The following is a 20,859-nucleotide window of genomic DNA, read 5'->3' as shown; positions in this document are numbered from 1 at the left end:
TCCCTGTTATGAAGAAGGGCTCCTTGCGGAGCCCTTCGTGCATCAACCCGAGATCGCCAACCGTTCCTGATGGTAGCGACGCACGGCGGCGTACCAGAACAGGGCCGCCAAGCCGAAGCCTGCGCCGAGGTAGACCGCCCACATCTGCGGGCTGATCGCTTCGTGGCGGATGATCTTCAGCAGCATCTGGTTCTGCGCCAGGAACGGCACCGCGAACTGCCAGAGCTCACTCTTGATCGGGTACACCATCAGCGCGTAGCCCGGCAGCATCGGCAGCAGCATCAGCCAGGTCATGTGGCTCTGGGCTTCCTTCATGCTCTTGGCCGCTGCCGACAGGAAGGTCAGCAGCGAGGTGCCGATGAACAGCATCGGCAGCATGATCAGCAGCATCTGCAGCATCGGCAGGAAGCCCATGTTGAGCTGCCGGCCTACCCCGCCGGAGGAGAGCTGCGCGCTGATCTTGAAGGCCGCCAGGGTCAGCAGCAACGACGCCACACCGACCGCGCAGGCCGCGGCGATCTTGCCGCTGACGATCGCGCTGCGCGGTGCCGGCGTCGCCAGCAGCGGCTCCAGCGATTGCCGCTCACGCTCGCCCGCGGTGGTGTCCATCACCAGATACGCGCCGCCCAGGAACGAGGTGATGGTCAACAGGATCGGCAACAGCACCGACAGCATCATCCCCCGCTTGGCTTCAGCCGTCGCCAGATCCTGCGCGGCGACATCCAGTGGTCGCGCCACCTGCGGATCGATCCCGCGCGCCAGCAGGCGCAGCGCACCGACCTGCTGGCTGTAGCCGCCCAGCGCCGCCTCCAGCCGGCTGCTGGGAATATCGGCAGCACGGCGGGTACTGTCCTTGATGATCTCGACCAGCGCCGGACGGCCCTCGCTCCAGTCCTTGCCGAACTCCGGACTGATCCGCAACGCCACATCGATGCGCTGGCTGCGGATCGCATCCGTCAGGTCCTTCGGCGCCTCGGTCGCATTGAGACCCTGCGCGGCCAGGAAGCGCACCAGGTTGGGCGCATGTTCGCCGCCGATCATCGGGATTTCCAGCGGCTGCTCGATCTGTGTCTTTACCCGGCTTTCGGCGAGCTTGCTCATGCCCAGGATCAGCACCGGATACAGCAACGGCCCGAGCAGCAGCGTCAGCGCGAGCGTGCGGCGGTCACGCGAGAGGTCGCGCAGTTCCTTGCGCATCACGGTCAACAGCGTAGCGAACGAACTCATGCGTGCAATCCTTCTTCGGTACCGATCGCCTTGACGAAGGCATCTTCCAGGTTGCTCTCCCCGGTCTGTGCACGCAGCTCATCGGCGCTGCCGGCCGCCATCACCGTGCCCTGCGCGATGATCACCACGTGGTCGCACAGCGCGGCCACCTCCTGCATGATGTGGCTGGAGAAGATCACGCACCGGCCCTCGTCGCGCAGTCCGCGCAGGAACCCGCGCAGCGCGCGCGTGGTCATCACGTCCAGGCCGTTGGTCGGCTCATCGAGGATCACGTTGCGCGGATCGTGCACCAGCGCGCGGGCGATCGCGGTCTTGGTACGCTGGCCCTGCGAGAACCCTTCGGTCTGGCGGTCGAGGATGTCCTCCATCTCCAGCGCCGCCGAGAGCACCTTGGTGCGCTCGCGGATCCGCGCGGCACTCAGGCCGTGCAGCTGGCCGAAGTAGGCGATGTTCTCGCGCGCGGTGAGGCGCTTGTAGACGCCACGCGCGTCCGGCAGCACCGCCAGCTGGCGACGCACCGCGACCGGGTCCACCGCCGCGTCGATCCCGTCGACCACGACCCGGCCCTCGTCGGGCTTCATCAGCGTGTACAGCATGCGCATGGTGGTGGTCTTGCCGGCGCCGTTGGGGCCAAGCAGGCCGGTGATGCGCCCGTTGTCGGCCTGGAAGCCGACGTTCTGGACGGCATGGATCACGCCGGTCTTGGTCTTGAACGCTTTGTGCAGATGCTCGGCGACGATCATGCGCGCACCTCCCCGGTGCGGTACGAAGTACGGTTCATGGGGCCCATCCGTTGAACGAGGTGAACGCCGGCACCGGGCTGAGGGTGTCCAGGCAGGTGGCGTCGAGCGATGTGGCGTTGGCGGTGTCGATGAACTGACCCAGGATGCGCGGCATGCAGCCGGCGTTGATGGTGCCGTGACCCTGTCCCTTGGCGAGCAGGTGGCGACCCTGGGGCAGCTGCTTGAGCACCTGCTCGGCGTAGCGCGGCGGCGTGACCGGATCGAACTGGCCCGACAACAACAGCACCGGCAGCGTCGAGGCGAACGGCGCGGTGAAATCCTTCGGCCGCGAACCGGCATTCCAGGCCGGGCAGGCCGCGAAGAACATGCGCGCGACTTCCGGGCCAAGCACGCGATCGCCCGCGTCGCCTTCTTGGTAGCGATCGGCATCTTCGGCGCACAGCACCGACCACTGCATGCCACGGTTCATCTGCACGCCCAGCGTGCGGCTGGCCATCTTGCTCAGCGACATCAGCGGCGCATAGCGGCCCTGCGCGGCTTCATCCAGCGTGACCGGCAGCAGCGACGACAATTCCGGCATGTACGAAAACATGAACGCCAGTCCGGTAACCGAGTCGGCAGTCAATACATCGCGCTCGGCCTGGCCGGTGCCGGGGTTACGGTACTCGACCTCGACCGGGGCCTTGGCCAGTGCGGCCATCACGTTGCGCAGCTGGCTGCGGGTATCGACCGGGAAGCGCTTGGCGCAGATCGGATCCTGGCGGCACTGTGCCGATTGCAGGGTGATCGCATCTTCGAACGTGGTGGCGAAATCACCGCCGACCACCAGGTCGTTCGGCACCACGCCATCGATCACCACCGTGCGCGTGTGCTGCGGGTAGCGCGCGGCGTACTGCTGTGCCACGCGGGTGCCGTAGGAACCACCGACCAGGTTGACCTTGTCCACGCCCAGCGCCTTGCGCACCGTATCCAGATCACCGATGGCCTCGGTGGTGGTGTAGAAGCGGGTGTCCGCGCGCCCGGTCAGCGACTGCGCGCAGCGGCGGGCGTAGTCTTCGATGAGCGCGGCGCTCGGTGCCGCGTTCTCGTCCAGCGGCAGCTCCTTGCCCTGTGCATCCAGGCAGGTGAGCGGATTGGACTTGCCGGTGCCGCGCTGATCGATCAGGAAGATGTCGCGCTGCTTGCGCACGTCCCGAAGCGCCATGTTGACCGGGGCGGCAACCTCCGTCGCGGCCTGGCCCGGGCCACCGGCCAGGAAGAAGACCGGGTCGGCCTTGCCCGCGCCGTCATTGCCGGCGTCCAGCCAGGCGATGTTCAAGCCGATCCTGCGACCGTCCGGTGCCGCGGGGTTCTCCGGCACCTGCAGCGTGGCGCACTGCGCCTCGACATTCGCGCTGGCCTGCGCGCTGGTGAGGGTGCAGGGCTGGAACGCGAGCGTGCCGTACAGGCGCTGGGCGGCCGCGGTGCCGGGTGCAGCGTCGGGTACCGGCGCGCAGCCGGCACACAGGGCGGCGACCAGCGCGACGGCCAGCCTCAGGTGGTGTGTAGACATCTTCCGTACTTCCCCTTGTTGAAGGTCATGCCACCACGACGCACGGGCGTGGGCGATGTGACTCAACTTACACGGCTGCCCCGGTGCCGGGGAAGGCGGCGGGGGCCAGCGCGCTGATGGTGCGGTCACGGCCCTCGGCCTTGGCCCGGTACAGCGCGGCATCCGCCTCGCCGAGCAGGCGCGCCATGTCGCCCGTGCCCTGGTCGATGGCCAGGCCGATGCTGGCCGTCACCCGTACCGGAACACCGTCGATCCGGGCGGGCGACTCCCGCAGTGCCTGGCGCAGGCGATCGGCGCACTGGCGTGCCTGGTGTGGGTCCGCCCCGGGCAGCAGCAGCACGAACTCCTCACCGCCATAGCGGCCCAGCAGGTGCTCGCGGTCGGCCACGCACGCGGCCAGGACGTCGGCGACGTGGCGCAGCACCGCATCGCCGGCCAGATGACCCCAGCGGTCGTTGATCTGCTTGAAGTGATCCACATCCAGCAGCAGCAGCGCGAGCGGCGTCGGCGGGCGGCGGCTGAGCTGCAGCAGGGTCGCACCGTCGGCGAGCACCGCACCCCGGTTGAGCAGGCCGGTCAGCACGTCGGTGCGCGCCAGCCGCTGCAGGTCGACCAGCATGCGCTCCACCAGCAGCAGCACCAGCGCGAAGCAGCGCGCCAGTTCCAGGATCAGCCCGACCAGATAGGTCGCCAACACCGGTACGCCGGCGCGCAGGATGTCGTCGCCCGCATCGGGCGCCACCGGCATGAACAGACGGACCAGGTACAGCACAGCCTGCACGGCAAACACCGCGGCCGCCAGCCGGCAGCTGGTGCGCTGCGCCGGCGGGGCATGCCGCAGCAGCAACCACGTCATCCAGCTGTTGATCAGTACCGCGAAGACACTGAACACATGCAGCCGGATGGCCAGGCTGGGGTGGACGACCAGGAAAAAGGCGATGGCCCCGAGGTAGGCGGATACCAGCGCCACGGGCTGCCACGCGGGCTGCCGGCGGCCAAGATGGCGCGCCAGGCCATACAGCATCAGAACCCCGGACAGCGCCACGGCCGCGTTGCCGGCCAGGATGCCCGGGACCTGAGGCAGATGGGGCCGCAGCGCGACCAGGGTCAGGCTGACCGACAGCATCCACAGGCTGGCCGTCCACAACCGCAGGGCCGGCTGCCGCCGCAGCACCAGCAGCAGCAACGAGAAGCCCATGGCGATGCCCAGGCACAGCAGGAAGCCGAGCACGGCGATGGTGGGGAAATCCAGGGGCATCGTGTCAGCCAGACGGAAGCGGCGCGCGGCGCATCTTACCGCCGCCCGCACCCCGACGCCGCTGTCGGCCAGGCCCGATCGCAGGGCCGCCGGGCACGGTTACTTGCTGCTGACGTACTTCTCGCGGCGGACCTGCGGCGTGGGCAGCCCGGCCGCCTTCAGCACCTCGAAGGTGGCATCGACCATATCCGGGTTGCCGCACAGGTAGGCGATGTCGGTGGTTGGGTCCGGGGCGAATTCGGCCAGATGCTGTTGCACGTAGCCGTGGCGCACGTCCGGATGCGGGCTTTCCGGCAGCTCGCGGGACAGGCACGGCACATAGCGGAAGCCCGGGTGGGCGGCCGCGAAGGCGTAGAAGTCCTCGCTGTAGAGCAGTTCGGTCGGCGTGCGGGCGCCCTGCAGCAGGACCACCTCCACGCCACGCTCGGCCATGGCGGTGGCCAGCAGCGGCAGCATGGAGCGGTACGGGGTCACCCCGGTGCCGGTGGCAATCAACAGGTAGCGGGCATTGTGGTCGCCCGGCTGCAGGCAGAACCGGCCGAACGGGCCGCTGGCGCTGACGTGGCCGCCGATGTCCAGGCCCTCGAACAGGGCCGTGGCGGCGCCGCCGGGGACGAAACTGACCGCGATATCGACCGCTTCGCCCGCGCCGAGGGCGTGGTTGTGAAGGGTGGCCAGCGAGTAACTGCGCTTGGTGGCGGTGCCGTCGGCGTACTCGAAATGGACCTGGATGAACTGGCCGGGCTGGAAATCCAGCGGCTGGCCGTCATCACGCAGGAACTGGTAATGGCCGACGGTCGGCGCCAGCATGCGCCGGTCGACCAGTTTGAGGGGGAATTGGGCAGGCACGACTTTTCGGGACAGTGTGTAGCCGGGGCAAGCCCTCGGGGTCTTCTATAATAGCCCCTCCCCGCCCCTATCCAGCGCCAGCCCATAGGCGCGAAGGCAAGAGCTTGGCTTCCCAGAACACTCCCGCGCCCACCGCCGTGCCCGCCCTGCGGGTGCGTGACCTCCGCAAAACCTACGACAACGGCACCCAGGCGCTGAAGGGCGTCTCGCTGGACGTGGCCCCGGGCGACTTCTTCGCCCTGCTGGGCCCCAACGGCGCCGGCAAGTCGACCCTGATCGGCATCATCAGCTCGCTGGTGAACCTCAGCGAGGGCCAGGTCGAGGTCTTCGGCAGCGACCTGGTGCGCAACCGCAGCGCCACCATGCGCCTGATCGGCCTGGTCCCCCAGGAAATCAACTTCAACCTGTTCGAAAAGCCCTTCGACATCCTGGTCAACTACGCCGGCTTCTATGGCGTGGCCCGTGCCGAGGCCGAGAAGATGGCCGAAGAAGAGCTCAAGCGCGCCCACCTGTGGGAGAAGGCGCAGGTGATGAGCCGCACCCTGTCCGGCGGCATGAAGCGCCGGCTGATGATCGCCCGCGCGATGATGACCCGCCCGCGCCTGCTGATCCTGGACGAGCCGACCGCCGGCGTGGACATCGAGATCCGCCGCGACATGTGGCGCGTGCTCAAGGAGATCAACGCCGCCGGCACCACGATCATCCTGACCACGCACTACCTGGAAGAAGCCGAGCACCTGTGCCGGAACCTGGCCATCATCAACCATGGCCAGATCGTCACCCAGGGCCCGATGCGTGAGCTGCTGGCCAAGCTGGACGTGGAAGGCTTCCTGTTCGACATCGACGGCAGCCTGCCGGCCCAGCTGCCGGAGATCGAAGGCGCGATCCTGATCGCCACCGACAGCCACACGCTGGACGTGGACATGCCGCGCGCGATGGACCTCAACCGGGTGTTTGAAGCCTTGAACGCCGCGGGCATCCGCGTGCGTTCGATGCGCACCAAGAGCAACCGCCTGGAGGAGCTGTTCGTGCGCCTCACCGGCAACCAGGAGAACGTGGCATGAGCAGCACCCCGACCCCGGTCCTGACCGACGGCCAGCGCAACCGCATCGCCCTGATGACCATCGTGCGCCGCGAAGTGGCGCGCATCCTGCGCATCTGGGGCCAGACCCTGGTGCCGCCGGCGATCACCATGACCCTGTACTTCCTGATCTTCGGCGGCCTGATCGGTTCGCGCGTGGGCGAGATGGGCGGCTACAGCTACATGCAGTTCATCGTGCCGGGCCTGGTGATGATGAGCGTGATCCAGAACAGCTACGGCAACATCAGCTCGTCCTTCTTCGGCGCCAAATTCGGCCGCCACGTGGAAGAGCTGCTGGTCAGCCCGATGCCGAACTGGGTGATCCTGTGGGGCTATGTGTCGGGTGCTGTGCTGCGCGGCCTGATGGTCGGCGTGATCGTGCTGATCATCGCCATGTTCTTCACCCCGGTGCGCATCCCGCATCCGCTGGTGACGCTGACCACGGTGCTGCTGGGCGCGACGATCTTCTCGCTGGCCGGCTTCATCAACGCGGTATACGCCAAGAAGTTCGATGACGTGGCGATCGTGCCGACCTTCATCCTGACCCCGCTGACCTACCTGGGCGGTGTGTTCTATTCGGTGAAGCTGCTGCCGACCTGGGCCGAAGCGGCCACGCATGCCAACCCGATCTTCTACATGGTCAACGCGTTCCGCTACGGCCTGCTGGGTACCAGCGACGTGCCGCTGTGGGTGGCCTATGCGCTGATGATCGGCTTCGTGGTGGCGCTGACCGCGCTGGCGCTGTGGCTGCTCAAGCGTGGCGTGGGGATGCGCAGCTGATGCGCATCCTGATCCTCGGCGCCGGCGGGACCGGCGGGTTCTTCGGTGGTCGCCTGGCCCAGGCCGGCGTGGACGTCACCTTCCTCGTCCGCCCGGCGCGTGCGGCGCAGCTGGCGGGCGAAGGGCTGGTGATCCGCAGCCCGCTGGGCGATGCAACCTTCCCGGTGAAGCACGTCACCGCCGACGCGCTGCCCGCGCTGGCGACGGCCGAGCCGTTCGACCTGGTGATCCTGAGCTGCAAGGCCTACGACCTCGCCAGCTCCATCGAGGCGATCGCCCCGGCGGTCGGCCCGCGCACCACGGTACTGCCGATCCTCAACGGGCTGCGGCATTACGCCGATCTCGACGCACGCTTCGGCCGCGACGCAGTGCTGGGCGGGCTGTGCTTCATCAGCGCGACCAAGGCCAGCGACGGCGCGGTGGTGCATCTGGCGCCGGCGGCCAAGCTGACCTTCGGCGAGCGCGACGGCACCGGCAGCAGCGCGCGCGTGCTGGCGCTGGCGGCGGCCTGCGTGCAGGCGGGCGTGGACCACGTCGCCACCGATGCGATCGGCCAGGAGCAGTGGATCAAGTACACCTTCCTGACCACGCTGGCCGCGGCGACCTGCCTGATGCGCGCCGATGTCGGCACGATCGTGGCGACCGATGACGGCGCGGCGATCGTGCGTGGCCTGTATGACGAGTGCGTGGCAGTGGCCGAGGCGGCCGGCGAGCCGATCCCGGGCGAGGCGCGCGAGATCGCGCTGGCCGCGACCACCCAGTCCGGCTCGGCGTTGAAGGCTTCGATGCTGCGCGATCTGGAGGCCGGCCAGCAGGTCGAGGCCGAGCACATCGTCGGCGACATGCTGGTACGGGCACGGGCGGCCGGCCAGGCCGCACCGCTGCTGGCCGTGGCCTATGCGCACCTGCAGGCCTACCAGCAGCAGCGCAAGGGCTGAGCGTGTCGGCCGACACCGCACCGGCCCGCGTGCTGGTGCTGGGCCTGGGCTACAGCGGGCGGCACCTGGCCGCCCTGCTGCACGCGCAGGGCATTGCCTGCAGCGGCACCGTGCGCGATCCCTCCACCGCACCGGACGATGGTGTGATCCGCCACCGGCTGGCCGAGGGATACCCCATCGATGCGGCGCTGGCGGAGGCGATCCGCAGCGCCGATGCGATCCTGTGCAGCATTCCGCCCGATGCCCAGGGTGATCCTGCGCTACGCCTGCTCGGCGAAGCGCTGCAGCATGCGCCCGCGCTGCGCTGGCTGGGCTATTTCTCTTCGACCGCCGTCTACGCCGATCGTGATGGCGGCTGGATCAACCTGCACGCGGCAGCCGATGCCACCGACGACACCGCACTGAAGCGCCTGCGTGCCGAAGCCCAGTGGCAGGCGTTCGCCCAGGCGCGCGGCATTGCCTCGGCGGTCTTCCGGCTGCCCGCGCTGTACGGGCGTGGGCGCAACGCGCTGGTGCAGTTGGCGCAGGGCACGGCGCGGCAGGTCGTGCGCCCGGGCCAGGTGTTCAACCGGCTGCACGTCGAAGACCTCGCCACCGCAGCACTGGCAGCGATGCATCGCTCGCAGGAAAACGCGCTGTATCTGCCCGCCGACGATGAACCCGCCCCGTCGCAGGACGTGCTGGCGTATGCGGCGGCACTGAGTGGCCTGCCGCTGCCTGCCGCGCAGGCCTGGGATGACCCGGCCCTGCCTGCCTCGCTGCGACGCTTCTACAGCAGCAACAAGCGCATCGACAGTCACGGCACGCGCGACGCACTGCAGTGGCAGCCGCGGTTCCCGACCTACCGCGAAGGGCTGGCCGATGCGTGGGCCCATGGAGACGGACGGTAGCCCACGACCGTTGGTCGTGGGTGCCGCGCACCGACACGCGTACCGACCAACGGTCAGTACCTACCGGGTCTGCGGGAACCGGAAGAACGCGCGCGTGGCCGCCGTCGCATTGGCTGCCGTGGCTTCCACATCCTCGCCACGATCACGGGCCAGTTCCTCGACGATGTGCGAGAGGAACATCGGCTCGTTGCGGCGGTCCTTGGGCAACGGCTTGAGCGTGCGCGGCAGCAGGTACGGGGCGTCCGTTTCGATCATCAGCCGGTTGGCCGGGATGTGTTTGACCAGCTCGCGCAGGTGCGCGCCGCGGCGCTCATCGCACAACCAGCCGGTGATGCCGATGTACCAGTCCTGGTCCAGGTAGTCGAACAGCTCCTGGCGCTCGCCGGTGAAACAGTGCACCACGGCCGGGCCGAGCTTGCCGTCGAAGTTCTTCATCTGCGCCATGAAATCGGCATGCGCGTCGCGCTGGTGCAGGAACAGCGGCTTGCCGTTCTCGGCGGCCAGCTGCAGCTGGCGCTCGAAGGCACGGTGCTGCGCCGGGCGCGGCGAGAAATCACGGAAGTAGTCCAGCCCGCACTCGCCCACGGCGACCACCTCGGCATGCGCATGCAGCGCGCGCATCTCAGCATCGCATTCGTCGGTGTATTCCACCGCATGGTGCGGGTGCACGCCAGCCGTCGCGTACAGGAAGCCGGGATGCTGCCGGGCCAGATCCAGCGCCATCGGCGAATGCTCGCGGCTGGCGCCGGTGATCACCATCTGCACCACCCCGGCCTCGCGCGCACGCGCCAGCACGGCGTCGCGGTCGCGATCAAAGGAGTCGTGGGTGAGGTTGGCGCCGATATCGATCAGTTGCATGGGGGGCTACAGGACGGTGAACCTGCGCATTCTACCGTGCTGCCCGGCGATGCCCCGGGGCGCACGTCTCGCCGCCCTCGCCTGGGCCCCGTATCCTTGCCGCATGACCACCCCGATGTTCCCGATTGCCGCGCTGCTGCCGCAGATCCTGACCACCCTCGGGAGCGGCACCCGACTGGTGCTGGAAGCGCCACCCGGTGCCGGCAAGACCACCCAGGTGCCGTTGGCCCTGCTGGATGCGCCGTGGCTGGAAGGCCGGAAAATCATCATGCTGGAGCCGCGTCGCGTCGCCGCGCGCAGTGCCGCGCAGTTCATGGCGCGGCAGCTCGGTGAGGGCGTCGGTGAGACCGTGGGTTACCGCATCCGCTTCGAGAACAAGATCTCCGCGCGGACCCGCATCGAAGTGGTGACCGAGGGCATCCTGACCCGGATGCTGCAGGACGACCCGCTGCTCGACGGTGTGGGCGCGCTGCTGTTCGATGAATTCCATGAGCGGCACCTGGCCGCCGATCTCGGTCTGGCATTGGCGCTGGATGTGCAGTCGCAGCTGCGCGAGGACCTGCGCATCGTGGTGATGTCGGCCACGCTCGATGGCGAGCGACTGGCGCAGTTCCTCGATGCGCCGCGCCTGAGCAGCGAAGGCCGCAGCTTCCCGGTGACGGTCGCGCATTTCCCCGCGCGCCGCGACGAGGCGCTGGAGCCGCAGGCGCGGCGTGCGGTGGAGCAGGCCCTGGCCGAACATCCCGGTGACGTGCTGGTGTTCCTGCCCGGCCAGCGCGAGATCGCGCGCGTGCAGACGGCGCTGCAGTCCGTGCTCGACCCGGCCGTACAGGTGCTGCCGTTGCACGGCGAACTGCCGGTGGACCAGCAGTCGCAGGTGCTGCAGCCCGATCCCGGCGGTCGCCGCCGCGTGGTGCTGGCCACCAACGTGGCCGAATCCTCGGTGACCCTCCCCGGCGTGCGCGTGGTGATCGACTCGGGACTGGCGCGCGAGCCGCGCTACGACCCCAACAGCGGCTTTGCGCGCCTGGACGTGGTGAGCATCGCGCAGGCCTCGGCCGATCAGCGTGCCGGGCGCGCTGGACGCGTGGCTGAGGGCTGGGCCTGGCGGTTGTGGCCGCAGTCGCAGCGGCTGGAGGCACAGCGACGACCCGAGATCGCCCAGGTGGAACTGGCCTCGCTGGCGCTGGAGCTGGCTGCGTGGGGCAGTGACGACCTCCGCTTCGTCGATACACCGCCAGCCGGTGCCCTGGCCGCCGCGCGGGAACTGCTGCAGCGCCTGGGCGCGCTCAGCGACAGCAGCACGCTGACCCCACTGGGCCGGCGCATGCTGACCCTCGGCACGCATCCGCGGCTGGCGGCGATGCTGATGGCGGCAGGCAAGGGTGTCGAACAGGCGCTCGCCTGCGATCTGGCCGCGCTGGTGGAAGCGCGCGATCCCCTGCGCCAGGGCGGTGACGCGCTCGCCGCGCGGTGGCGTGCACTGGCCGCGTTCCGCCAGGGGCGCGTACCGCACGACGCGAACCGCGGTGGCCTGGCCACGATCGATGCCGCGAGCAGACAATGGCGGCGACGCCTGCGGTGTGATGCCGCGCCGCCGTCCTCGGTCGAAGCGCATCAACTCGGCGACCTGCTCGCACATGCCTTCCCGGACCGGATCGCCGCCCGCCATCCCACCGATCCGCTGCGCTACCTGCTGGCCAACGGCCGCAGCGCGCGCCTGTTCGATCCCAGCGATCTGCGCGGCGAGCCGTGGCTGGTGGCGGTGGAACTGCGCTACGAAGCACGCGACGCGTTGCTGCTGCGCGCCGCGCCGGTGGACGAGAACCGCCTGCGCCGTGACTTCCCGGATCGCTTCACGCAGGACGACGTGGTGCGTTGGGACGGTGAAAAGCGAGCGCTGGTCGCCCGCCGTGAGACCCGGTTCGATCGCATCGTGCTGGACAGCCGCTCGGCCGGCCGCGTGGACCCCGCCCACGCCGCGAAAGCCCTGACCGACGCTGTCGCCGAACTCGGCCTGGATGCCTTGCCGTGGACGGAGGGCCTGCGCCAATGGCAGGCGCGTGCGCTGGCCGTGCGCGCGTGGATGCCGGAACTGGATCTGCCGGACACCTCCGATGCGGCCCTGATGGCGACGCTGCCGACGTGGCTGACGCCTGCGTTCAACAGCAAGACGCGCCTGGATGCCCTCGATGAATCCACCCTCGGTGAAGCGCTGAAGTCGCCGCTGCCCTGGGCGCAACGCCAGCTGATCGATCGCCACGCACCGGTCCGCATTGCCGTGCCTTCGGGCATGGAACGTCCGATCCATTACGCGCTCGACGCCGATGGCATGACGCCGCAGGCGCCGGTGCTGGCGGTCAAACTGCAGGAACTGTTCGGCCTGAGCGATACCCCGCGCATCGCCGACGGCCGCATTCCGTTGACGCTGCATCTGCTCTCCCCCGGCGGTCGCCCGCTGCAGGTGACCCAGGACCTGCGCAATTTCTGGGCGAACACCTATGCGGAAGTGAAGAAGGAAATGAAGGGGCGCTACCCGCGCCACCCGTGGCCGGACGACCCGTGGACGGCCAACGCGACCCACCGGGCGAAACCGCGCGGCACCTGAGCACGCCCCCCACCATCGTCACCGGATGCGCGCATTCATGGCTGGCGCCTGACCGTGCCGCGTCCAAGCCCGCCTCCACCGGTGGGGAGCGGCTACAGTCGTGATGCGGCCGTAGCAGGCGGATGACGCCCCGTACACGGCCTAGGCGACACACTGGAACAGAACCTCAGGCAAGGACCCCCCATGAGCAGATTGACTGTGATTACCGACCGCGCCCTCGAGCGCGCCCTGGACATCGCCAGCACCGCTGGTGACGGCCTCAAGCATGCCGGCAGCAACCTGCGCCACTTCGGCCCGCAGGCCACCGACTGGATCAAGACGGGCGCCGCACTCGGCGCGGTCAAGACCGGCAGCAAGGTGGCTGCCAAGGTGGTGCGCCGCAATCCGGCCGTGACCATCGCAGCCGCGGCGGTCGGCGTGGGCCTGCTGGGCTACGCGCTGTACCGCAAGCAGCAGAAGAAGAAGCTGGCCAACGGCGGCGTGGTGAACGGCCAGGCGCAGCGCATCAGCGCCCGCAACCGCCGCAACGAGACCGTGGTGGATGAAACCAGCGATATCGGCAGCGACGCCTGATCCGCTGACGCAGCACTGCATGCGCATCGAAACCGCCGGTGTCCACCGGCGGTTTTTTAGTGTCCGATCTCCCGCCACTGCCCGGGCTGCAGGTCGCCGATCGCATGCTCGCCCATCGATACACGTACCAGCCGCAGCGTCGGCAGTCCGACCGCGGCGGTCATGCGGCGGACCTGGCGGTTGCGGCCCTCGCGCAGGGTGATGGCCAGCCAGGCATCGGGCACCGTCTTGCGGAAGCGGACCGGCGGCGTGCGCGGCCACAGCGCGGGCGGCGGTTCCAACCGTTCGACACCCGCCGGCAAGGTAGGCCCATCGTTGAGCAGCACGCCACGGCGCAGCGCCTGCACCTGTTCATCGGTCACCGTGCCTTCCACCTGCACCCAGTAGGTCTTGTCGGCCTTGTAGCGCGGATCGGTCAACTGGTGCGCCAGGCCGCCATCATCGGTCAGCAGCAGCAGGCCTTCGCTGTCGTAGTCCAGCCGTCCGGCCGCATACACCGCCGGCGGCAACCCGAAGCCGGCCAGGGTCGCGCGCGGCGGCTGGCTGCGGTCGGTGAACTGGCACAGCACGTTGAACGGTTTGTTGAAGGCGATCAGCATCGAGGCAACAGCGGCGGTGGGAGGGCCCATTGTCCCATCCCCGTGCCGCCGCCGCGATCCGCCCGATCGTCAGCCGATGACCTTCATCTTGAGCATCGCGCGGGCCGCAGCCCGCGCGCCGTGTCTCACGCGCGGGTTTCTTACTTGCCCGGCTTCACGAAGCGCAGCGTCATGCGGTCGCTTTCGCCGATCGCCTGGTACCTGGCCTGGTCGGCCGCGTCATGCTGGTTGGTCGGCGGCAGCGTCCACACACCGTTCGGGTAATCCTTGGTGTCGCGCGGATTGGTATTGATCTCGCTGCTGCCGGCCAGTTCGAAACCAGCAGCCTTGGCCATCGCGATCACCTGCTGCTGGCCCACGTAACCGGTCTTGTCGTCGGCCGGCACGTCGGCCTTGGCACGGTGTTCAACCACGCCGAGCACGCCGCCCGGCTTGAGCACCGAGTAGAAGCCCTTGAACATGCCCTCGGCCTGGCCGCTGCTGCGCCAGTTGTGCACGTTGCGGAAGGTCAGCACCACGTCGGCCGAGTTGGCCGGGCCGAACACCGGGGCCTTCGGATCATAGGCCACCACGCGACTCTTGCCGAACACCGCAGCGTTGCCGGCGAACTTCTTGTCCAGGCCCTCGCGGCTGCGCTGCTGGTAGTCGCGGCCACGCCCTTCGGCCACCGCCATCGGGTCGACCACGGCGGCCACGTACTGGCCCTTGTCGTGCAGCAGCGGCGCCAGGATCTCCGAGTACCAACCGTTGCCCGGGGTGATCTCGATGACGGTCTGGCCCGGCGCAACGCCGAAGAACGACAGGGTCTGTGCCGGATGGCGGTACGCATCGCGCTTGACGTTGGCCGGATCGCGGCGGCTGTCCTGCACGGCCTTCTGCACGGCCGGGGTGATCGCGACCTGCGCGTTCGGGCCGGCGGGCTTGATGGCCATCGCGGGCGCGGCAAGCATCAGGGTGGAGACAGTGAACAGGCAGGCACAGGTCAACGAACGGGCTTTCATCGGCGGGGCTTCCGGTAGCGGGATGCGGCGAGACTAGCAGCCAACCGTGCACAGGTGTTCACAAAATGTTAGTGCGGCGCAGCAATCCGGAACACTGTTTTGTGCCTGCTGCCGCAACGCTGTCACCACGCCGGCCGTATCCTGTGGAAACGATTCCCAGGGAGAACATCACCCATGACTGCTACGCGCGAACTCGGTCGTTCCGGCCTCCATGTCGCCCCCATCGCCTTCGGCGGCAATGTCTTCGGCTGGAGTGCGGACGAGAAGACCTCCTTCGCCCTGCTCGATGCGTTCGTCGATGCCGGCTTCAACCTGGTCGATACCGCCGATGCGTATTCGGCGTGGGTGCCCGGCAACCAGGGCGGTGAATCGGAGACCATCCTGGGCCGCTGGTTCAAGCACAGTGGCAAGCGTGACAAGGTGGTGCTGGCGACCAAGGTGGCCAAGTGGGCCGAGCGCCCCGGCCTGTCCGCCGACAACATCACCGTCGCGGTGGAAGACTCGCTGCGCCGCCTGCAGACCGATGTGATCGACCTGTACCAGGCGCACGAAGATGACGAATCCACCCCGCTGGAAACCACGCTGGCCGCCTTCGGCCGCCTGATCGAACAGGGCAAGGTGCGTGCGATCGGCGCCTCCAATTATACCGCCGAGCGCCTGCGCGACGCCTTGAAGGTCTCCGCGGACTACAAACTGCCGCGCTATGAAACGCTGCAGCCGGAGTACAACCTGTACGATCGCGCCGGTTACGAGGCCGGGCTGGAAGCGGTGGTGCGCGAGGCGCAGCTGGGCGTGATCAGCTATTACTCGCTGGCCAGCGGCTTCCTCAGTGGCAAGTACCGCAGCGCCGCCGATGCGGCCAAGAGCAGCGCGCGCGGCCAGAAAGTGGTGGACACGTACGTCAATCCGCGTGGGCTGCGCATCCTGACGGCACTGGACGACGTAGCCAGCACGCATGGCGTGAGCCCGTCGCAGATCGCGATCGCCTGGTTGATCGCACGCCCGGGCATCACCGCACCGATCGTGAGTGCGACCAGTGTCGAGCAGTTGAACGATGTGCTGGCCGCCGCGAACGTCGCGCTGTCGGCGCAGGAGGTGCAGCAGCTGGATGCGGCGAGCGCCGAACAGGCCTGAGCCCGACGTTCTCTGTTACGGACAGCCGCCGCAGGGCGGCTGTTTCTGTTTCCGGTCGGGCCGGGCGCCCTCGCCTCAGCGACTGGCGCGGCTGTCCTCGGCGACCAGCGCGTGGTGCAGGCTCACGCCGGCGCGTACGCCTTCGGCGCTGGCCAGGCTGATGTTGCCAACCAGCGTGGCATCGCCCGCCGCGTAGATGCCGGGCACGCTGGTCTGCTTGCCGGCGTCGACCTGCACCAGCACGCCGATCGGACTCTCTTCCAGCGCGCAGCCGAGCTGTTCGGCCAGCGGTGCCGCCATGTGCTGCCGCGCGGTGACGAACAGCGCGCGCAGTTCGACCCGGCGCCCATCCGCGAGCACGGCGGCACTCAGGGCCGGCGCCTCGCCTTCCAACCCGACCACGGCTGCGTGTTCGACGCTGACACCGCGGTGCTGCAGGGCCGCAAGTTCCTCCGGTGCCAGGGCCATGCCGTGCGCGAACAGAGTGACCTCGCCCCAGTCGGCGAGCAGCACGGCCATCGTGGCCGACTTCTCGTGTCCCCCCAGCAGGCCGATCGCCCCGCCGCCGATCTCATAGCCATGGCAGTACGGGCAGTGCACCACGCTATGGCCCCAGCGTTCGGCCAGGCCGGGCAGTTCAGGCAGTTCGTCGCGGATGCCGGTCGCCAGCAGCAGCTTGCGCGTGGCCCAGGTGTCGCCGTTTCCGGTAGCCACCACGAAGCCATCGACCGTCGGTTGCGCGCGGGTGGCGGTGTCGCTGATCCAGCGCACGGTGGGATAGTCGAGCAGCTGCGCCTTCGCGTTGCGCAGCAGCTCGGCGCCGGCGATGCCGTCCTGGCCTAGCACCCCGTGCGAATGCGCGGCGAAGCGGTTGCGCGGCAGGCCGCTGTCGATCACCAGCACGTCGCGGCGGGCGCGGGCCAGGATCAGCGCGGCGGACAGGCCGGCGAAACTGCCGCCGACGACAATCGCATCAAACGTCATGGGGAACTCCCGCAGCGTGGTGGGCCAGGTGGCGGGCGAATTCGTCGCCCAGCGTGGCCAGGGTGGTGGCGCGCAGGCGGGCCTCGAGCAGGGCCTGTGCCTGGCGGTAACTGTCATCGAGCGCTTCGTTGACCACGCGCTGCACCGGGCAGCCGCGGCCGGTCTCGCGCGCACCGGTATGCAGCAGCGCGGGCGCACCGATGGCGAGATAGACGTCGTGCAGGGTGATCTCCGCCGGCGGCCGTGCCAGTTGGCTGCCGCCGCCGTGGCCACGCACGGTGGTCACCAGGCCGCCCTTGTGCAGGGCCGACAACAGGCGCCGGATCACCACCGGATGGGTCGGCAGACAGGTGGCGAGCTGCTCGGAGGTGCGCGGGCCATCCTGGCCGACCAGATGGGCCATGACGTGGAGCGCATCGGAGAACTGGTTGCTGGATTTCATGTAACAACTATAGTTACATATTAGTTGCCTGTCCAGTCCTGTTTCGTTCCATGTGTGACCAAAATTCATCTACACGCCACCGTCACAACATTTAATGGAACGGTAACCGTGATTGGCGTCGCACTTCAGCCTGTTCCTTACAGACCGATACCGCATCGCCCTTCCTTACTTTTGATCTCTCATGACGTCCTCCGCACCGGCGCGTCCACGCGCCCTGAGTCTTCAATTCAAACTGCTGGGCGCGCTGTCGCTCGGCCTGGTCATCATCGTGCTGGCCGCCTTGGCCGGGCTGGGTTCTGCCTGGCGCAACCTCTCGGCCGAGGTGCCGGTCGAGGTCGCCCGGCAGGCACAGGCCGAGCTGCTGCAGCGCGAGTTCCGCCTGCAGGTGCAGGAGTGGAAGAACGTGCTGATCCGCGGTGCGGACGCTGCACAGCGCGAACGCCACCTGGCGGCATTCGATGCGGAAGGACGCCGCATCGAAGCGCTGGCCGGTACGCTCGCCACCAGCCGCGATGAACAGACGCGCACGCTGGCCAACCAGTTCCTGGCCGAGCACCGTGCGCTGGAGGCCCGCTACCGCGGCGCGCTGGAGGCGTTCGCGGCCAGTGGCTATGACACCCAGGCCGGTGATGCACTGGTGCTCGGGGCCGACCGCGCCGTGGGCACCACGCTGGATGCGCTGGCCGCGCGCGCCAGCGAACGTGCCACGTTCGAAACCCATGCCACCTCCGAGCGCGCGCGCGCCGCGCTGGTGGCATCGGCGGTCACCACGGCGCTGGCCGCCGTAGTGCTGATGGGGGTGCTGGCGGTGTGGCTGCGACGCGCCGTGATCGCCCCGGTGGTCGCCGTGGAAGCCGCCGCCCGTGCTGTCGCCCGTGGCGATCTGGAGCATGCCGTGGTGGTGCGCAGCCGCGATGAGATCGGCCGTCTGGGCACGGCCATGGCCGAGGTCACCCAGACCCTCAAGGCCGTGCTGGCGGCACAGGCGACGATGGCGCAGCGCCACGATGCGGGCGAGATCAGTTACCGCATGGATGCGTCCGTGTTTCCCGGCGGCTACGGCCAGATGGTGCGCGACACCAACACCCTGGTCGCCAACCACATCCAGGTGAAGCTGCGGGCGATCGAGATCATGGGCCACTACGCGGTCGGTGACCTGTCGGTGGACATGGAACGCCTGCCCGGCGAGAAGGCGGTGATCACCCAGGCGCTGGATACGGCCAAGGCCAACCTCGGTGCGATCAATGCCGAGATCAAGCGGCTGGCTGCAGCCGCCGCCGTGGGCGATTTCAGCCAGCGCGGCGATGAAGCGCGCTACCAGCACGACTTCGGCGAGATGGTCGGCGGCCTCAACCGCCTGATGCAGACCACCGAGCAGGATCTGGGCGAGGTCTCGCGGGTGCTGCAGGCGATCGCCGGCGGTGATCTCAGCGCGCGCATGCACGGTGATTTCCACGGCGTGTTCGCGCGCATGCGCGATGACATGGCGCGCACCACCGGCCAGCTGACCACGATCGTCGGCGACATCAAGCAGGCCGCGCAGTCGATCCAGACCGCGGCCGGCGAGATCGCCGCGGGCAACAATGACCTGTCGCGCCGTACCGAGCAGCAGGCGGCCAATCTGGAAGAGACCGCTGCTTCGATGGAAGAGCTGACCTCCACCGTGCGCCAGAACGCCGAGCACGCGCGACAGGCCAACCAGCTCTCGATCAGTGCCGCGTCCGTCGCTTCGCAGGGCGGTGAGGTGGTCGGCCAGGTGGTCACCACCATGAGCGCCATCCAGGGCTCGTCGCGGCAGATCGCCGAGATCATCAGCGTCATCGACGGCATCGCGTTCCAGACCAACATCCTCGCGCTCAACGCAGCGGTGGAGGCCGCGCGCGCCGGTGAGCAGGGCCGTGGTTTCGCGGTGGTCGCCAGCGAAGTGCGTACCCTCGCGCAGCGCTCGGCCGGTGCCGCCAAGGAGATCAAGGCCCTGATCGATCAGTCCGTCGCCGATGTCGGCAGTGGCGCGGCCTTGGTCCAGCAGGCCGGGCAGACCATGGGTGAGATCGTCGGCAGCGTGCAGCGCGTCACCGACATCATGGCCGACATCGCCGCCGCGTCGCAGGAGCAGTCGGCCGGCATCGAGCAGGTCAACCAGACCGTCGTGCAGATGGACGAAACCACGCAGCAGAACGCCGCGCTGGTCGAGGAAGCCTCGGCGGCGGCGCGCAGCATGGAAGAGCAGGCCGTCGCCTTGAATGCGGCGGTGGATGTGTTCGTGCTGGATGCGGGACGCGGTGCGGTGGCCGGATTGCCTCGCGCCGCATGATGCAGCCGTAGTGCCGGCCGCTGGCCGGCAACCGTATGCAGCAGGCATTGCGAGGGTGCCGGCCAGCGGCCGGCACTACCGGACGTAGGGGGTGCCCACCATGGCCTCGGCCAGGTGATCGAGGAACGAGCTGATCCGCGCCGAGACCGCCGTGTTGCGGTAGTACACGGCGTGGATCGGCTGGCGGACTTCCACGGTGATCTCCGGCAGCAGCTGCACCAGGGCGCCGGCCTCGCGGTCGCGGTGGGTCATGAAGTCGGACAGGCAGACGATGCCGACGCCTTCCAGCGCGAGCCGGCGCAGCGTTTCGCCGCTGGACACTGCTACCGCCGGGCGCACGTGCAGCAGCGCGTCGGTCGCGCCGGGCAGTGGCCAGTGGTTGAGCGAATCGGGCTCGTTGAAGCCGAGCAGCGTGTGCTCGCCCAGTGCCGCCACATCGCGCGGGCTGCCGTGCTGCTGCAGGTAGGCCGGGCTCGCCATCACGCGCAGGCGGCTGTGGGCCAGCGGCCGCGCATGCAGGGTGGAATCGGCCAGCGGCCCGATCCGGATGGCGACATCGGTGCGCCGCTCCAGCAGGTCGATGTAGCGCTCGCTGCTGTTTAGCTCCAGTGCCACGTCGGGATAGCGCGCCCGGTAGCTGGCCACCAGCGGGGCGATCACGTGCAGCACGAAGGGCATCGCCGCATCCACGCGCAGGCGCCCGGCTGGGCGTTGGCGCCGCGCGGCGATCTGCTCCTCGGCCGCTTCCACGGAGGCCACGATCGCGCGGGCCTGGGCCAGGAAGGCGTCGCCTTCTTCGGTCAGCTGCAGGCGCCGCGTGGTACGGGTCAACAGCGTGGTGCCGAGCTTTTCCTCCAGCCGGCCCAGCGCCCGGCTGACCCCGGAGGTGGTCTGGCCCAGGTGTTCGGCGGCGGCGGTGATCGAGCCGCTGTCGATCACGGCGATGAACGCCTGCATCTCATCCAGGGTGGTTTTCATGGCGGCGGCACGGTGGAGGTGCTCCATTATTGATCATGGGGCAACAGTGA

At 68.8% G+C, this 20,859-nt stretch carries 19 protein-coding genes; 8 read left to right on the top strand and 11 right to left on the bottom strand.

The window, feature by feature from the left end; translation table 11 throughout:
- Window positions 1–42: 42 nt before the first annotated feature.
- The 5 genes from HDC96_RS09280 to HDC96_RS09260 all read right to left on the bottom strand — a co-directional run bounded on the left by HDC96_RS09280 (window position 43) and on the right by HDC96_RS09260 (window position 5,629).
- Window positions 43–1,227, bottom strand: a complete 1,185-nt coding sequence (locus tag HDC96_RS09280; RefSeq protein ID WP_179459751.1) for an ABC transporter permease — start codon at window positions 1,225–1,227, stop codon at window positions 43–45.
- Window positions 1,224–1,970: an ATP-binding cassette domain-containing protein gene (locus HDC96_RS09275; RefSeq protein WP_179459750.1), complete on the bottom strand. Its 747-nt coding sequence runs from the start codon at window positions 1,968–1,970 to the stop codon at window positions 1,224–1,226. Before HDC96_RS09275 ends, HDC96_RS09280 begins: the two co-directional genes overlap by 4 nt.
- Before the next feature lie 34 nt (window positions 1,971–2,004).
- A complete protein-coding gene (locus HDC96_RS09270; RefSeq protein ID WP_179459749.1) occupies window positions 2,005–3,522 on the bottom strand; it encodes an alpha/beta hydrolase in 1,518 nt (505 codons plus the stop codon).
- 67 nt (window positions 3,523–3,589) lie between these two features.
- Entirely contained in the window at window positions 3,590–4,780 is a 1,191-nt protein-coding gene (locus tag HDC96_RS09265; RefSeq protein ID WP_179459748.1) for a GGDEF domain-containing protein, read from the bottom strand.
- Window positions 4,781–4,879: 99 nt separating this feature from the next.
- On the bottom strand, window positions 4,880–5,629 hold the full coding sequence (locus HDC96_RS09260; protein WP_179459747.1) for a ferredoxin--NADP reductase: 750 nt from the start codon (window positions 5,627–5,629) through the stop codon (window positions 4,880–4,882).
- A gap of 104 nt (window positions 5,630–5,733) precedes the next feature.
- Between HDC96_RS09260 and HDC96_RS09255 the strand changes: the two genes are divergently transcribed.
- From HDC96_RS09255 to HDC96_RS09240, 4 genes are read left to right on the top strand one after another with little or no spacing between them, the layout of a single operon-like run.
- Complete coding sequence (locus tag HDC96_RS09255) at window positions 5,734–6,693, top strand: ABC transporter ATP-binding protein (protein ID WP_176987856.1); 960 nt, start codon at window positions 5,734–5,736, stop codon at window positions 6,691–6,693.
- A complete protein-coding gene (locus tag HDC96_RS09250; protein ID WP_019185458.1) occupies window positions 6,690–7,490 on the top strand; it encodes an ABC transporter permease in 801 nt (266 codons plus the stop codon). The genes HDC96_RS09255 and HDC96_RS09250 overlap by 4 nt, the downstream gene beginning before the upstream one ends.
- Window positions 7,490–8,428, top strand: coding sequence for a 2-dehydropantoate 2-reductase (panE, locus tag HDC96_RS09245; protein WP_179459746.1), 939 nt, complete (start codon window positions 7,490–7,492; stop codon window positions 8,426–8,428). The genes HDC96_RS09250 and panE overlap by 1 nt, the downstream gene beginning before the upstream one ends.
- Window positions 8,429–8,430: 2 nt before the next feature.
- Window positions 8,431–9,318 carry an epimerase gene (locus HDC96_RS09240; RefSeq protein WP_343203007.1) on the top strand — a complete coding sequence of 296 codons (888 nt, stop codon included), beginning with the start codon at window positions 8,431–8,433 and terminating at the stop codon, window positions 9,316–9,318.
- A 60-nt stretch (window positions 9,319–9,378) separates the two neighbouring features.
- On the opposite strand, the gene HDC96_RS09235 is transcribed toward HDC96_RS09240, so the two are convergent.
- Window positions 9,379–10,176, bottom strand: coding sequence for a TatD family hydrolase (locus tag HDC96_RS09235; RefSeq protein WP_179459745.1), 798 nt, complete (start codon window positions 10,174–10,176; stop codon window positions 9,379–9,381).
- A gap of 103 nt (window positions 10,177–10,279) precedes the next feature.
- Between HDC96_RS09235 and hrpB the strand changes: the two genes are divergently transcribed.
- Both hrpB and HDC96_RS09225 read left to right on the top strand, forming a co-directional pair.
- The gene (gene hrpB / locus HDC96_RS09230) at window positions 10,280–12,784 is read left to right on the top strand and encodes an ATP-dependent helicase HrpB (RefSeq protein ID WP_179459744.1); all 2,505 of its coding nucleotides are present in this window, start codon (window positions 10,280–10,282) and stop codon (window positions 12,782–12,784) included.
- A 183-nt stretch (window positions 12,785–12,967) separates the two neighbouring features.
- Window positions 12,968–13,357 (top strand): hypothetical protein, encoded by a 390-nt coding sequence (locus HDC96_RS09225; RefSeq protein WP_121040832.1) that lies wholly within the window; start codon window positions 12,968–12,970, stop codon window positions 13,355–13,357.
- Between the two features lie 56 nt (window positions 13,358–13,413).
- Here the strand turns inward: HDC96_RS09225 and HDC96_RS09220 are convergent, their stop codons facing one another.
- The gene (locus tag HDC96_RS09220) at window positions 13,414–13,956 is read right to left on the bottom strand and encodes a pseudouridine synthase (RefSeq protein ID WP_179460373.1); all 543 of its coding nucleotides are present in this window, start codon (window positions 13,954–13,956) and stop codon (window positions 13,414–13,416) included.
- Between the two features lie 140 nt (window positions 13,957–14,096).
- Window positions 14,097–14,906 carry a methyltransferase gene (locus tag HDC96_RS09215; RefSeq protein ID WP_257018722.1) on the bottom strand — a complete coding sequence of 270 codons (810 nt, stop codon included), beginning with the start codon at window positions 14,904–14,906 and terminating at the stop codon, window positions 14,097–14,099.
- 225 nt (window positions 14,907–15,131) lie between these two features.
- Here HDC96_RS09215 and HDC96_RS09210 point away from each other — a divergent pair, with 225 nt between their 5' ends.
- Window positions 15,132–16,091 (top strand): aldo/keto reductase, encoded by a 960-nt coding sequence (locus tag HDC96_RS09210; RefSeq protein WP_179459742.1) that lies wholly within the window; start codon window positions 15,132–15,134, stop codon window positions 16,089–16,091.
- A 75-nt stretch (window positions 16,092–16,166) separates the two neighbouring features.
- Here HDC96_RS09210 and HDC96_RS09205 read toward each other — a convergent pair whose 3' ends face one another.
- Together HDC96_RS09205 and HDC96_RS09200 are read right to left on the bottom strand one after the other, a co-directional pair.
- Entirely contained in the window at window positions 16,167–17,075 is a 909-nt protein-coding gene (locus tag HDC96_RS09205) for an NAD(P)/FAD-dependent oxidoreductase (RefSeq protein WP_179459741.1), read from the bottom strand.
- Window positions 17,065–17,517, bottom strand: a complete 453-nt coding sequence (locus HDC96_RS09200; RefSeq protein WP_179459740.1) for an Rrf2 family transcriptional regulator — start codon at window positions 17,515–17,517, stop codon at window positions 17,065–17,067. The genes HDC96_RS09205 and HDC96_RS09200 overlap by 11 nt, the downstream gene beginning before the upstream one ends.
- A gap of 181 nt (window positions 17,518–17,698) precedes the next feature.
- Between HDC96_RS09200 and HDC96_RS09195 the strand changes: the two genes are divergently transcribed.
- The gene (locus HDC96_RS09195; protein WP_179459739.1) at window positions 17,699–19,831 is read left to right on the top strand and encodes a methyl-accepting chemotaxis protein; all 2,133 of its coding nucleotides are present in this window, start codon (window positions 17,699–17,701) and stop codon (window positions 19,829–19,831) included.
- Window positions 19,832–19,906: 75 nt separating this feature from the next.
- Here HDC96_RS09195 and HDC96_RS09190 read toward each other — a convergent pair whose 3' ends face one another.
- Complete coding sequence (locus tag HDC96_RS09190; RefSeq protein WP_179459738.1) at window positions 19,907–20,809, bottom strand: LysR family transcriptional regulator; 903 nt, start codon at window positions 20,807–20,809, stop codon at window positions 19,907–19,909.
- Between the last annotated feature and the right edge of the window lie 50 nt (window positions 20,810–20,859).

It is taken from the genome of Stenotrophomonas sp. JAI102, from assembly GCF_013409105.1.
Lineage (GTDB): Bacteria > Pseudomonadota > Gammaproteobacteria > Xanthomonadales > Xanthomonadaceae > Stenotrophomonas > Stenotrophomonas maltophilia_AA.
Note: the sequence above shows the minus strand (reverse complement) of the source record. Positions and strands in the feature narration are given on the sequence as shown.